This window comes from Nocardioides sp. NBC_00368 (assembly GCF_036090055.1).
Taxonomy (GTDB): domain Bacteria; phylum Actinomycetota; class Actinomycetes; order Propionibacteriales; family Nocardioidaceae; genus Nocardioides.
The window spans coordinates 5,189,559-5,201,974 of sequence record NZ_CP107970.1; the positions used below are offsets into that span (position 1 = coordinate 5,189,559).

Annotated in this window: 14 protein-coding genes; 8 read left to right on the plus strand and 6 right to left on the minus strand. The window is 70.0% G+C overall.

Features of this window, described 5'->3' with window-relative positions:
* Positions 1-60: 60 nt before the first annotated feature.
* Together OG984_RS24780 and OG984_RS24785 are read right to left on the minus strand one after the other, a co-directional pair.
* On the minus strand, positions 61-738 hold the full coding sequence (locus tag OG984_RS24780; protein ID WP_008360778.1) for a response regulator transcription factor: 678 nt from the start codon (positions 736-738) through the stop codon (positions 61-63).
* Entirely contained in the window at positions 735-1,892 is a 1,158-nt protein-coding gene (locus tag OG984_RS24785; protein ID WP_328528831.1) for a sensor histidine kinase, read from the minus strand. The genes OG984_RS24780 and OG984_RS24785 overlap by 4 nt, the downstream gene beginning before the upstream one ends.
* 121 nt (positions 1,893-2,013) lie before the next feature.
* On the opposite strand from OG984_RS24785, the gene phoU reads away from it, so the two are divergent.
* Complete coding sequence (gene phoU, locus OG984_RS24790) at positions 2,014-2,664, plus strand: phosphate signaling complex protein PhoU (protein WP_328528832.1); 651 nt, start codon at positions 2,014-2,016, stop codon at positions 2,662-2,664.
* 89 nt (positions 2,665-2,753) lie between these two features.
* On the opposite strand, the gene OG984_RS24795 is transcribed toward phoU, so the two are convergent.
* The 3 genes from OG984_RS24795 to OG984_RS24805 all read right to left on the minus strand — a co-directional run bounded on the left by OG984_RS24795 (position 2,754) and on the right by OG984_RS24805 (position 5,195).
* Complete coding sequence (locus tag OG984_RS24795; protein ID WP_008360784.1) at positions 2,754-3,494, minus strand: phosphoglyceromutase; 741 nt, start codon at positions 3,492-3,494, stop codon at positions 2,754-2,756.
* Positions 3,494-4,282, minus strand: a complete 789-nt coding sequence (locus tag OG984_RS24800) for a hypothetical protein (protein WP_328528833.1) — start codon at positions 4,280-4,282, stop codon at positions 3,494-3,496. Before OG984_RS24800 ends, OG984_RS24795 begins: the two co-directional genes overlap by 1 nt.
* Positions 4,283-4,349: 67 nt before the next feature.
* On the minus strand, positions 4,350-5,195 hold the full coding sequence (locus OG984_RS24805; RefSeq protein WP_328528834.1) for a hypothetical protein: 846 nt from the start codon (positions 5,193-5,195) through the stop codon (positions 4,350-4,352).
* Positions 5,196-5,430: 235 nt separating this feature from the next.
* On the opposite strand from OG984_RS24805, the gene OG984_RS24810 reads away from it, so the two are divergent.
* Together OG984_RS24810 and OG984_RS24815 are read left to right on the plus strand one after the other, a co-directional pair.
* Positions 5,431-5,916 (plus strand): CarD family transcriptional regulator, encoded by a 486-nt coding sequence (locus OG984_RS24810; RefSeq protein WP_008360791.1) that lies wholly within the window; start codon positions 5,431-5,433, stop codon positions 5,914-5,916.
* A gap of 79 nt (positions 5,917-5,995) precedes the next feature.
* Complete coding sequence (locus OG984_RS24815; protein WP_328528835.1) at positions 5,996-6,604, plus strand: hypothetical protein; 609 nt, start codon at positions 5,996-5,998, stop codon at positions 6,602-6,604.
* A gap of 23 nt (positions 6,605-6,627) precedes the next feature.
* Here the strand turns inward: OG984_RS24815 and OG984_RS24820 are convergent, their stop codons facing one another.
* Entirely contained in the window at positions 6,628-7,320 is a 693-nt protein-coding gene (locus OG984_RS24820; RefSeq protein ID WP_328528836.1) for an IspD/TarI family cytidylyltransferase, read from the minus strand.
* Positions 7,321-7,489: 169 nt separating this feature from the next.
* On the opposite strand from OG984_RS24820, the gene nirD reads away from it, so the two are divergent.
* From nirD to OG984_RS24845, 5 genes are all read left to right on the plus strand, one after another.
* On the plus strand, positions 7,490-7,852 hold the full coding sequence (gene nirD / locus OG984_RS24825) for a nitrite reductase small subunit NirD (protein ID WP_328528837.1): 363 nt from the start codon (positions 7,490-7,492) through the stop codon (positions 7,850-7,852).
* A 23-nt stretch (positions 7,853-7,875) separates the two neighbouring features.
* Positions 7,876-8,355 carry a 2-C-methyl-D-erythritol 2,4-cyclodiphosphate synthase gene (ispF, locus tag OG984_RS24830; RefSeq protein ID WP_328528838.1) on the plus strand — a complete coding sequence of 160 codons (480 nt, stop codon included), beginning with the start codon at positions 7,876-7,878 and terminating at the stop codon, positions 8,353-8,355.
* A gap of 116 nt (positions 8,356-8,471) precedes the next feature.
* Positions 8,472-9,881 (plus strand): cysteine--tRNA ligase, encoded by a 1,410-nt coding sequence (gene cysS / locus OG984_RS24835; protein WP_328528839.1) that lies wholly within the window; start codon positions 8,472-8,474, stop codon positions 9,879-9,881.
* On the plus strand, positions 9,881-10,837 hold the full coding sequence (rlmB, locus tag OG984_RS24840; RefSeq protein WP_328528840.1) for a 23S rRNA (guanosine(2251)-2'-O)-methyltransferase RlmB: 957 nt from the start codon (positions 9,881-9,883) through the stop codon (positions 10,835-10,837). Before cysS ends, rlmB begins: the two co-directional genes overlap by 1 nt.
* Positions 10,838-10,899: 62 nt before the next feature.
* A complete protein-coding gene (locus tag OG984_RS24845) occupies positions 10,900-12,414 on the plus strand; it encodes a metallophosphoesterase (protein WP_328528841.1) in 1,515 nt (504 codons plus the stop codon).
* The last annotated feature ends 2 nt before the right edge of the window (positions 12,415-12,416 follow it).

Genomic DNA, 12,416 nt, shown 5'->3' on the forward strand with positions numbered 1-12,416 from the left:
GGAGTTCCGCGTGGGAAGCGACGGTTCGGCTGCATACCTAGACGAACATCCAGCCGGCCCTCACAGGTCGAGCTTGTAGCCCAGCCCGCGCACCGTGACCAGGAACTTCGGCTCGGACGGGTCCGGCTCGAGCTTGGCGCGCAGACGCTTGACGTGTACGTCCAGGGTCTTGGTGTCGCCGACGTAGTCGGAGCCCCAGACGCGGTCGATGAGCTGGCCGCGGGTGAGCACCCGGCCGGGGTTGCGCAGGAACATCTCGAGGAGCTCGAACTCCTTGAGGGGCAGGCGCTGCTCGTTGCCGTCGACGGTCACGACGTGGCGCTCCACGTCCATCCGGACCGGTCCGGCCTCGAGCGTGGCGGGGGCGGCGTCGGGCTCGGTGCCACGTCGCAGGACGGCGCGGATGCGGGCGACGAGCTCGCGCGGCGAGTAGGGCTTGGTGACGTAGTCGTCGGCACCGAGCTCGAGGCCGACCACCTTGTCGACCTCGTCGTCCTTGGCGGTCACCATGATGACCGGGACCGACGAGGTGGCCCGGATCTGCCGGCACACCTCGGTGCCGGAGAGGCCGGGAAGCATCAGGTCGAGCAGCACGATGTCTGCCCCGTTGCGGTCGAACTCCTTCAGAGCGTCGGTGCCGTCCTCGGCGACGGCGACCTCGAAGCCCTCCTTGCGGAGCATGTAGGACAGCGCCTCGCTGTAGCTGGCTTCATCTTCGACGACGAGTACCCGGGTCACGGGCGTTCCTCCTTGCTTGTGCCGGACTGCCCGGCAGTTGGTAGGTGCTGGGGCAGGGTGAGGGTGAAGGTGGACCCCTGACCCTCCTGCGACCACACCTTGACCTCGCCACCATGCGTGGCAGCGACGTGTTTGACGATCGACAGGCCGAGACCGGTGCCGCCGGTGGAGCGGTGGCGGGCCGGGTCGACGCGGTAGAAGCGCTCGAAGATCCGGTCGATCTCCGTGGACGGGATGCCGATGCCCTGGTCGACGACGGAGATCTCGACCGATCCGTCGGTCGCGCGGGTCGAGACCGTCACGGTCGAGCCCGGGTCGGAGTAGGCGACCGCGTTGGAGACCAGGTTGGTGACCGCGGTCGAGACCTGCTCCTCGTTGCCGAAGACGTGCAGCCCGGCGGTGCCGGCGCCGACCACGTTGATGTTCTTGGCGTCGGCATCGACGGTCGAGCTGTCGATCGCGGACACGATGACCTTGTCGACGTCGACGGCGACCGGCGCCTCCAGCGGCTCGTCGCCCTGGAGCCGGGAGAGCTCGATGATCTGCTGGACGAGCTCGGTCAGGCGCTCGGACTCGGTGATCATCCGGTTGGAGAAGCGGCGTACGGCCTCGGGGTCGTCGGAGGCCTCGGTGACCGCGTCGGCGAGCACCCGGATCGCGCCGACCGGGGTCTTGAGTTCATGGCTGACGTTGGCGACGAAGTCGCGGCGCACGGCCTCGACGCGGCGCTCGCGGGTGCGGTCCTCGACCAGGGCGAGGGTCAGGTGGGTGCCGAGCGGGGCGACGCGGGCGGTGACGTGGCGCGAGGCCCCGTTGGCGCGCGAGATCACCAGCTCCGTCTCCCGGATCTGGCCGTCACGACGCACGCCGTGGACGAGCTCGGAGAGCTCAGGGGAGACCAGCGAGGTGCCTCGCACCAGGCCCAGGGCGTACGCCGGGGCGCTGGCCTTCAGGACGGTGTCGTCCTCGTCCACCACGACCGCGCTGCTGCGCAGCACGGAGAGGACAGCGGCCACCTCGGAGGGAACCTTGGGAGGCTCCACCTCCGGGATCCGCTGCCGGGAACGCTCGCTCATCGCCCACGCAAGCACCGCCGCTCCGGCGACGACGGCGCCGAGGAGCGCAGCAAGAAAAGCCTGCGTCGTCGAGTCCACACGATCAGGGTAATCCCATCAAACACCCAAACTTCGCCTCTGGACGCCTCCGCGCCGAACGTTCACCATCGGTTCACTCGCGATGAAGATCCGTACATGTCGGGTGTCTAGGATCAGGTTCATGCGCGCTGCTTTCCATGACGACCTCGATGCCATCTTCACCGATCTGACCAGTGTCTGTGAGCTGGTGTCGGTGGCCGTACGCGACGCCACCATCGCTCTTCTCGAGGCCCGCAACGACCTCGCCGAGCAGGTGATCGACAAGGATGTCGAGATCGACGACGCCCGCGAGCGCATCGAGGAGAACGCCCTCGAGCTGCTCGGTCTGCAGTCCCCGGTCGCCGGCGACCTCCGCGTCGTCGTGGCCGCGCTGCGGATGATCTCCGACCTCGAGCGGATGGGTGACCTCTCCGTCCACGTCGCCAAGATCGCCAGGCTGCGTACGCCGAACAAGGCTGTTCCCGAGATCGCCCAGCCGACCATCGCCAAGATGGCGGAGGTGGCCGAGCACATGGTCGAGCGCACCTGCCAGATCCTGCGCGACCGCGACGTCTCCGCGGCCCAGGACCTGGTCGCCGACGACGACGAGATGGACCGGCTGCGGCGCAAGTCGTTCGCCGAGCTGCTGGGCCAGGAGTGGACCGCCGGCGTCGAGCCGGCCGTCGATGTCGCCCTCCTGGGGCGCTACTACGAGCGCATCGCCGACCACGCCGTCACCGTGGCCAACCGGGTCGTCTTCGTGGTGACCGGCGAGACGCCGACCGACTCCTGACGGGGCCGGGGATACCCGGTCGACCGGGTATCCCCGGGCTTGACGGGCACTGAAACACCCGTCAAGCCCACGAACTGCCCGTCAGGTAGCTACTGCTTGCCCTGGTTCGCGACGGCCTCGGCCGCGGCGGCCGCGGCCTCGGGGTCGAGGTAGGTGCCGCCGGTGACGACCGGCTTCAGCGATTCGTCGAGCTCGTAGACCAGCGGCTGGGCCGTGGGGATGTTGAGCTTGGCGATGTCGGTGTCGGAGATGTTGTCGAGGTGCTTGACCAGCGCACGCAGGCTGTTGCCGTGGGCGGTGACCAGCACGGTCTTGCCGGCCTGCAGGTCCGGCACGATCGCCGACTCCCAGTAGGGGATCATCCGGGCGACGACGTCCTTGAGGCACTCGGTGGCGGGCACCTCGATGTCGGCGTAGCGCGGGTCACCGGCCTGGGAGAACTCGGAGTCGGCCTCGATCGGCGGGGGCGGGACGTCGTAGGAACGACGCCACAGCTGGAACTGCTCCTCGCCGAACTTCTTCAGCGTCTCGGACTTGTTCTTGCCCTGCAGCGCGCCGTAGTGGCGCTCGTTGAGACGCCAGTCGCGGCGCACCGGGATCCAGTGGCGCTCGGCGGTGTCGAGGGCGATGTTGGCGGTGTTGATCGCGCGGCGCAGCAGGCTGGTGTGGACCAGGTCGGGAAGGATCCCGGCCTCGGCGAGCAGCTTGCCGCCGTTGACGGCCTCGGCCCGACCCTTGTCGGTGAGGTCGACGTCGACCCAGCCGGTGGACAGGTTGAGCGCGTTCCACTCGCTCTCACCGTGGCGCAGCAGGACGAGCTTGTAGGTCATCAGTGAGCTTCCTCGGCGCCGGGGAGGGCAGCCGGCGGGAACTCGCAGGAGTAGGGGTCCTCGGAGATCGTGCCCGCGGACTCGCCGTGCTCCTCGGTCTCGGCCTCGGCGCCGGCCTCGGTCTCCGTGGCGTGCTCGCCCTCGGTGGCCTCACCCTCGGTGGCGGTCTCGGCCGGCAGGGTCGAGGCCTCCTCGCCGGTGGCCGCGCCCTCGGACGCCTCGGCCTCGGCGTTCTTGCCCTTCTTCGCGGGCTTGGTGGTGGTCTCGTCGACAGCGGCGACGACCTCGGCGTACGGACCGCACTGGGTGACCACCGGGACCGAGATGGTCCGCTCCTCGCCGTCGGAGAAGGTGAAGGTCATCGGGATGCTGTCACCGGGCTTGAAGTCGCCGGTGACCGCGATCCCGCCGTTGTCGGGGTCGGCCAGGTTGATGATGCCGGCGGTGGGCAGCTCGATCGGGGTGAACGACTCGGGCGTGACCGTCTTGCCGGCCTCGGAACCGGTCGCGATCGAGGTGACCGACGGCAGCGCCTCGCCGGCGACCGCCGGGTTGATCGCCGGGTCGAGCGAGAAGGTGCCGACCAGGATGCCGGAGCCTTCCTGCGCGGTCACGATGCGGGCCGCGTTGATCCGGATGGCACCGTCGAGCGTCGAGCCGCCGTGGGCGATCTCGTTGGGCCGGTCGGTCGCGTAGTCGAAGCTGCTGCAGGCGGTGAGCGCCGGCAGGGCGAGAGCCACGAGGGCGCCCGTCACCGCGAGCCGCTTCCGCATAACCTTGGTCGTCACGCGCGACACTCTATCCGCCCGATCCGGCGATACCGGAAAAGGGTCAGCCTCGCAGGTCAGGCACCGGTCATGCGCGCAGTCCGACGGCGCTCGCGGCGTACAGCATCGCGCCGATCACGACGGCGATGTAGACCAGCGTGACGACGAGCAGCTTCCCCGCTCCCAGCTTGAGCCCGGCCTTGAGCGGCAGGTAGGTCCAGCCGTCCTCGTTGTCGGCGACCAGGCCCCACAGGGCGGCGAGGAAGTGGACGCCGACACCGAGCGCGGCGGCGAGCGCCACCATCGCCCAGTGAGGCGGGCCGCCGGCGGTCTCGCCGGCCCAGCCCGCGTACGAGATGTATGCGGGGTAGCAGGCGAAGGCGGCCGCCCACAGGACCCAGGAGAAGAGGCCCTTGCGCAGCAGTACGTTGGCGAGCATCCCGATCACGAGCGAGCCCAGGTAGAACAGGCCCGCCACGGTGCCCGAGGTGACCGAGAGCGGAATGACGAGGAGTACGCCGCAGCACAGCGCGAACCAGACGCCACCGGCTTCGAGGCGGCCGTCCGAGATCGGCTTGCCCTCGCGCCCGTGACGGCGGTCGACGACCTGGTCGACGAGGTCGTTGTGCCAGCCGAGGACGGCCTGGCCGACGAGCACGGTGACCGCGATCAGGGTGACCTCGCGGGTGGTCAGCCCGGCCAGGACCGCGGCGACCGAGAGGCCGATGGCGGTCAGCACGGCCTGACGGGGGTGGGTGGTGCGGATGAGGAGGAACGGGGCCCAGTTGCCGATCTTGTCCATGACGCTCTGACTGCTCGCCGGGGCATCAGGAACGGCCGACGCGCTGGGCTGCGTCTCTTCCGGGTCCTGATCCTGGGCGTGCGACGACACGGTGAAGATGGTCTTGGGGGCGCTCTGCGATGCATTCGCCATGGCGGCAGTATCGGGCACTCCGCCGACACGCGCAGGACAACAGGCTGGCTACGACGAGATTTCGGCTCCGTTTCGAAATCAGCCATGCTGCCACTCTTAACCGGCCTGCGCGCGCGGAACCACACAAGTTGTCAATCTGTCAACCCCAGATTGAGCCCCTGACCTGCAGAAACGCGGAATCCGAATTCTAAGATCCGTGGTAGACTTATGGTCCTAGGAAGGGGTACCTAAAAATATGACTTTCACCGTCGGCGAGACCGTCGTATACCCGAACCATGGCGCGGCCGTCATCGAAGACATCGAGATGCGCACCATCAAGGGCGAGGAGCGGCAGTATCTGGTCCTCCGCATCATCGCTCAGCAGGACCTCGTGGTGCGTGTTCCGGCCAACAATCTCGAGCTCGTCGGAGTTCGAGACGTCGTAGACAAGGACGGGCTTGATCGAGTCTTCGAGGTGCTTCGTGCGGAGCACGTCGAAGAGCCGACCAACTGGTCGCGTCGTTACAAGGCAAACCTGGAGAAGCTGCACAGCGGCGATGTCATGAAGGTCGCCGAGGTCGTGCGTGACCTGTGGCGTCGTGAGCGTGACCGTGGCCTCTCCGCCGGGGAGAAGCGCATGCTCGCCAAGGCACGCCAGATCCTCGTCTCGGAGCTCGCGCTGTGCGAGCACACCAACGAAGACAAGGCTGAAGTCCTCCTCGACGAGGTGCTGGCCAGCTGAAGCTGGTTTCGGTCTGCGTTACAGGCTCCGGGTCATCCCGGGGCCTGTTTCGCGTTCTGGGGCGGATACGGTGACTGCCATGGAGGACCCCTACGCCGACTACGACGAGCTCGACGAGACCGCCGAGCTGCCGCCGGCCCTCGGGATCGTCGCCGACGACGGCCGGGGCTCGCTGCCGTTCGCGCTGATCCACGGTGAGGCGCTCGTTGCCGCGGCGACGTGGTCCCTCGGGGAGTCCGGAGTGACCCCCGTCGACTTCACCACGTCGTGGGAAGGGATCGTGGAGGCCGAGGAGCCGCTGGTCCTGCACGACTCGCTGTGCCCGATGACCCCGCCCGCCTTCATCGCCCACTGCGTCTCGACCGCGCTCGCGCGCGAGGCGGTCGTGGTCGGCGTACGCCCGGTCACGGACACGGTCAAGAAGCTCACCGCCGAGGACGGGGTGCCGGTGCTCGGCGAGACCGTCGACCGGTCCGCGCTCGTCTCGGTCGCGGCACCGATCGTGCTGCCTCCGGCCGTGGTCGCCTCGCTCGACGACTGGCCTTCCGGTGACTTCGCCGAGATCGCGGGTGCCCTGGCCCGCCGGTTCCCGGTCGTCTCGGTCGAGGCGCCGCCGGTCGGTCGCCGGGTGACGTCGCCCGATGACGTACGCCTGCTGGAGGCTCTCTCGCGCAGCCGGATCGGCTGAACCGCTGCGCTTCGGCCTCCGCTTCAGCCGAGCAGCGCCGCGGCGGCCTGGAGGTCGTCGGCGAAGGTCACCTTGAGGTTCAGCGGCGAGCTGGGCACGGCGACGATGCGTACGTCGGAGGCGTAGCGCTCCAGCGTCGCGCCGGTGTCGGTGCCGTCGAACCCGTCGGCCGCGGCCTGGGCATAGGCGGCCAGGAGGTCGGCGGCCCGGAACGCCTGCGGTGTCTGTACGCCGACGAGAGCACCACCCACCGGCTGGAGATCACGCGAGGAGAGGTGGGTGAGCGGGGCGGCGGGGATGGCGCCGCCGTGCTCGCGGGCGACACCGATGACCGCGGCATAGAGCTCGGGAGCGGCCAGCGGCCGGGCGGTGTCGTGGATCGCCACCACGTCGACCCGGCCCGCCTCGATGTCGGCGCGGAGCACGCCGAGCGCGGCCTGCTCGGAGGCGTGGCGGGTGGCGCCCCCGGTGACCATCGCGACCTCGCGCTCGCCCAGCAGGGGCTGCGCCACGGCCGCGACCGCCTCCTCGTCGCCGCTGCGTACGACCAGGACCAGGCGGTGCACGTCGGGCACCTCGAGGGCGGTCCGGAGCGAGAGACCGAGGGCTGAGGAGGCCGGATCGTCGGACCCGTCGAGGGGGAGCAGCACCTTGTTGGTGGCGGCTCCGACGCGGGTGCCGGATCCGGCGGCCAGGAGTACGAGAGCGGCGGGCACCCCTGGAGGCTATCCGTTCGGGCGAGGGGACGGCCGAGGGGCTGGGCGCTGGTGTTTACGCACCCGTAACAGAGCGAAACAGGAGGTGTCCCTCACGCGTCCTACGGTTCAAATCCACCGAAGGGAGGACCCGACGAATGTCGACGAAGCGGCTCGGGCCGGCGACGTCATGAGTGCTCACGCGCAGCGGGACGACCACGCAGAGTGGCAGCCCGTCTGTCCCGTCGATGCGCTCGAGGTGAAGCGCGGCGCCACGGCACTGGTCCACGGGCAGGCCATCGCCATCTTCCGGATGCCCGACGACGTCGTCTATGCGCTGGGCAACCACGATCCGTTCGCGAAGGCGTCGGTGATCGCCAAGGGCATCGTCGGGGTCCGCGACGGGGTGCCGTTCGTGGCTTCGCCCGCTCACCGGCACGGGTTCGACCTGCGTACCGGGCAGTGTCTGGAGGACCCGCACGTGTCCATCCCGGCCTACGAGGTCCGGGTCGTCGACGGACTCATCCACGTCGGGCACCGGAAGATCACCTGAGCCGCATCTGGGAGACTGCGGGCGTGCAGCTTCCTCTGGTCGGCATCGGGACCGACGTACACAGCCTTGCCGACGGTGTCCCGATGCACGTGGCGGGCCTCGCCTTCCCCGATGAGGTGCAGGGTCTGGCCGGGCATTCCGACGGGGACGTCGCCGCCCACGCCTGCTGCGACGCGCTCTTCTCCGCCGCCGGGCTCGGCGACCTGGGATCGAACTTCGGCACCTCCGAGCCCGAGTGGGCCGGGGCGGCCGGCGTCGTGCTGCTGGCGGAGGCCGCGCGCCGGGTCCGCGAGGCCGGCTTCGAGATCGGCAACGTCGCGGTCCAGGTGATCGGCAACCGGCCCAAGATCGGTCCGCGGCGGGACGAGGCCAACCGGGCGCTCTCCGCGGCGGCCGGCGCGCCGGTCACGGTGACGGCGACGACCTCCGACGGCCTCGGGCTCACCGGCCGAGGCGAAGGTGTCGCCGCGATCGCTACCGCGATCATCGCGCCACGTCGGTAGCGCAAGCGCGAGGTTACCGACATGGCCCGATGAAAGCGCCATCGCTCGCTCGCTGGCGCTCGCTCGTCGTGCGTCGCGAATCCTGAACTCACCGGCTACGTCCCTAGACTTGGGGCATGGCACTCAGGCTCTACGACTCGGCGACCCGTGAAGTACGTGACTTCACCCCCTTGCACCCCGGCAAGGCGTCGCTCTATGTCTGTGGCCTGACCGTGCAGAGCGAGCCGCATGTCGGGCACGTCCGCAGCGGGGTGAACTTCGACGTGCTGCAGCGGTGGTTGCGGGCGTCGGGCTATGAGACCACGTTCATCCGCAACGTGACCGACATCGACGACAAGATCCTGGCGAAGTCCGCCGACCAGGGGCGACCCTGGTACAACCTCGCCTACGACATGCACCGCGAGCTCGACGCGGCCTACGCCTCGCTCAACGTCGCCCCGCCGACCTACGAGCCGCTGGCCACCGGCCACATCCCCGAGATCATCGCGCTGATCGAGGAGCTGATCGCGAAAGGTCACGCCTACGCCGCCGAGGACGGCTCGGCCGACGTCTACTTCGACGTGCGCTCCTGGCCCTCCTACGGCGAGCTGTCGGGGCAGAAGGTCGACGACATGGAGGCCGCCGCCGACGCCGACCCGCGGGGCAAGCGCGACCCTCGTGACTTCGCGCTGTGGAAGGGCCGGAAGGTCTCCGAGCCGGAGACCGCCTCGTGGCCCTCGCCCTGGGGGCTGGGGCGTCCCGGGTGGCACATCGAGTGCTCGGCGATGGCCGGGAAGTACCTCGGTCCCGCCTTCGACTTCCACGGCGGAGGCCTCGACCTGCGCTTCCCGCACCACGAGAACGAGCAGGCGCAGTCCCGCGCCGCCGGCCGGCCGTTCGCGAGCTACTGGCTCCACAACGCCTGGATCACCACCTCCGGCGAGAAGATGTCGAAGTCGCTGGGCAACTCGCTGGTCATCCCCGAGGTCTTGAAGAAGGTACGCGGCATCGAGCTGCGCTACTACCTGGTCGCGGCCCACTACCGGTCACACGTCGAGTTCTCCTTCTCCGCCCTGGACGAGGCGGCGTTGGCGTTCCAGCGGATCGAGGGCTTCCTGGACCGGGCGGCGTCCGTGGTCGGTGAGATCTCGGCCGACGGTGTCCCGTGCGCCGACTTCGTCAGCGCGATGGACGACGACCTCGGCACCCCCGCCGCCGTGGCCGCCCTGCACGACGTCGTCCGTGAGGGCAACAAGCTGCTCGCCGACGGCGACAGCCCGGCGCTGCGCGGGGTCGCCGCGAGCGTGCGCGCGATGCTGGACATCCTCGGTCTGGACCCGGCCGACCCCTCATGGGGTCCGGAGAGCGGTGCGGACGAGAAGCTGACCGGTGCGCTGGACGTACTCGTCCGCGGGGTCCTGGACGAGCGCGCGGAGGCGCGTGCCGCCAAGGACTGGGCCCGCGCAGATGCCATGCGAGACCGGCTCAAGGATGCCGGGATCGAGATCGAGGACACCCCTGAGGGTCCGAAATGGAGCGTTAACTGATGGCAGGCAACTCCCAGCGTCGCGGAGCGATCGCGAAGGGACGCAAGAAGGGTGCCCAGGTCGGGTCCGGCGGCAACCGCCGTCGTGGGCTCGAGGGCAAGGGACCGACGCCGAAGGCGAAGGACCGGCCCTACCACAAGGCCCACAAGGCGGCCCAGGCCGCCGAGCAGCGGGCCAACAAGGGTCCGCGCAAGCGGGCCGCGGGCGACGCCGAGTGGATCATCGGCCGCAACTCCGTGGTCGAGGCGCTGCGCGAGGACGTACCGGTCAACGGGATCTACGTCGCCGAGGGTGCCGAGCGCGACGGTCGGCTGCGAGAGGCGTTCCAGCTCGCCTCCGAGAAGGGCATCTCGCTGCTCGAGGTGACCAAGATCGAGCTCGACCGGCTCACCGGCTTCAACGGCCACCAGGGCCTGGCGGCGCGCATCCCCGCCTATGAGTACGCCCACGCCGACGACCTGATCGACCACGCCGCCGAGACCGGCGAGAAGCCGCTGATCGTGGCCCTCGACCAGGTCACCGACCCGCGCAACCTGGGCGCCATCGTGCGTTCGGCCGCGGCCTTCGGTGCCCACGGCGTCGTGATCCCGGAGCGCCGTGCCGCCGGGATGACCGCCGCGGCGTGGAAGACGAGCGCCGGTGCGGCGTCCCGGATCCCGGTCGCTCAGACGGTCAACCTGACCCGGCAGCTCAAGGCCTACCAGGACGCCGGCTGCATGGTCGTCGGCCTCGACATGGAGGGCGACATCACGCTGCCCGAGCTGGGCGCCCCCGACGGTCTCGCCGACGGTCCGCTGGTGATCGTCGTCGGTGCCGAGGGCGGCGGCCTGTCGCGCCTGGTCCAGGAGACCTGCGACCAGATAGTGTCGATCCCGATGGCCAACTCGGTGGAGTCCCTCAATGCCGGCGTCGCTGCGTCGGTCGTGCTCTACGCCGTCGCGGAGGCGCGCCGCTGATCTCCCGCCGCAGCCTGCTTCGTGGCCTCGCCGTCTGGGCGGGGCTAGGAGTGCTGTGGCTCGTGCTCGCCGTGGCGGTGAGCGCGTGGCTCTTCCTGTCCAGCGAACGCCAGGTGGTCCTGGCCGGCCACGACTCGGTCCTGCGCCCGACCCTGTCGGGGAAGGCGATCATCCACACCGGACCGGTGCTTCCCGACGTACGTCTGGACGTGGCCGGTCCGATCGGCGTCGACGTGACCCTCGGGAAGACCGAGCTGAGGTCGATGGACGAGCTCTTCGAGCGCTACGCGGTGCTCGGGTCGGCGCCGGACGGTCAGCGTGCCGTCGTGGTGGAGCAGGTCGAGTCGATGCTCATCGCCGCCGTGATCCGCGGTGCAGCGTTCTCGCTGGCGATCGTGGCCGGGGGCGTCCTGCTGTGGTGGCTGCCCGGGGCCGAACGCCGTGCCGAGCTGCGGCGACGTACGACGGAAGCGGTCCGCACACGGCGCGGCCTCACCACCGCAGGCGTCGGCGTGGTGACCGCGGGCGTGCTCGCGGCCGCGGTCTGGCAGCCGTGGGGGGTCTACGCGGCGCCGGCGGCGGACACCGCGGCCGAGCCGGTCGCCGGTGACTGGACCCCGCTGGCCGCCTTCCTCGGCCAGGGGATCCCCGTGCCCGACGAGCTGGCCGGGGTGGAGGTGCGCGGCGACGCCTACGCGAACCAGACCCGGAGGCTGGTGGCCAGTGCCGTGGACACCTACAACTCCAGCCGCACCTTCTACGAGAAGGTGGTGGAGAAGGTGCCGGACCTGGCCCTGCGGGAGCCGGCCGAGGACGAGACCGTGGTGGCTCTCGTCTCCGACCGCCACGACAACGTCGGCATGGACTCGGTGGTGCGCGCGATCGCCGACGAGGGCGGCGCGACCGGCATCCTGGACGGGGGCGACGACACCTCGACCGGGTCCGACTGGGAGACCTTCTCCCTCGACTCCCTCACCGACGCGAGCGACGGTCTGGACAAGTGGGCGGTCACCGGCAACCACGACCACGGTCCGACGGTCGGCACCTACCTGGCCGACAAGGGCTGGACCGTCCTCGACGGCGAGGTCGTCGACGGCCCCGGAGGCTCGACGCTCCTCGGGGTCCCCGACCCGCGCACCAGCGGCCTCGGCAACTGGATCGACGAGAAGGGCGTCACCCTCGAGGAGGCCGGCGAGAAGCTGGCCGACATCGCCTGCGACTCCATGGACGACGGGAAGCCGGTCGCGACGCTCCTCGTCCACGACCCGTCGCTGGCCCGCGAGACCCTGCGCCGCGGCTGCGCCACCCTCGTCGTCGGCGGCCACCGTCACGTCCATCAGGGTCCGACCGAGGTGACCGGCGAGAACGGTCAGGTCGGCTGGACCTACACCAACGGCACCACGGGTGGTGCTGCGTACGCCTTCGCGATGGGGAAGATCCGCCGCACCGCGGAGGTCTCCCTGATCACCTACGCCGACGGGCAGCCCGTCGGTCTCCAGTCGGTCGAGCTGGAGACCAACGGCGTGCTCACCGCCCACGAGTACGTCCCGCTGGGCACTCCCGTCGGGAGCGAGTAGGG

What these genes read in the sequence shown, in the direction of transcription:
- nirD (WP_328528837.1), top strand. Translation starts at nt 7,490, where the DNA reads ATGAGTGCTCACGCGCAGCGGGACGACCACGCAGAGTGGCAGCCCGTC.
- OG984_RS24815 (WP_328528835.1), top strand. Translation starts at nt 5,996, where the DNA reads ATGGAGGACCCCTACGCCGACTACGACGAGCTCGACGAGACCGCCGAG.
- rlmB (WP_328528840.1), top strand. Translation starts at nt 9,881, where the DNA reads ATGGCAGGCAACTCCCAGCGTCGCGGAGCGATCGCGAAGGGACGCAAG.
- OG984_RS24810 (WP_008360791.1), top strand. Translation starts at nt 5,431, where the DNA reads ATGACTTTCACCGTCGGCGAGACCGTCGTATACCCGAACCATGGCGCG.
- OG984_RS24795 (WP_008360784.1), bottom strand. Translation starts at nt 3,494, where the DNA reads ATGACCTACAAGCTCGTCCTGCTGCGCCACGGTGAGAGCGAGTGGAAC.
- cysS (WP_328528839.1), top strand. Translation starts at nt 8,472, where the DNA reads ATGGCACTCAGGCTCTACGACTCGGCGACCCGTGAAGTACGTGACTTC.
- OG984_RS24805 (WP_328528834.1), bottom strand. Translation starts at nt 5,195, where the DNA reads ATGGCGAATGCATCGCAGAGCGCCCCCAAGACCATCTTCACCGTGTCG.
- phoU (WP_328528832.1), top strand. Translation starts at nt 2,014, where the DNA reads ATGCGCGCTGCTTTCCATGACGACCTCGATGCCATCTTCACCGATCTG.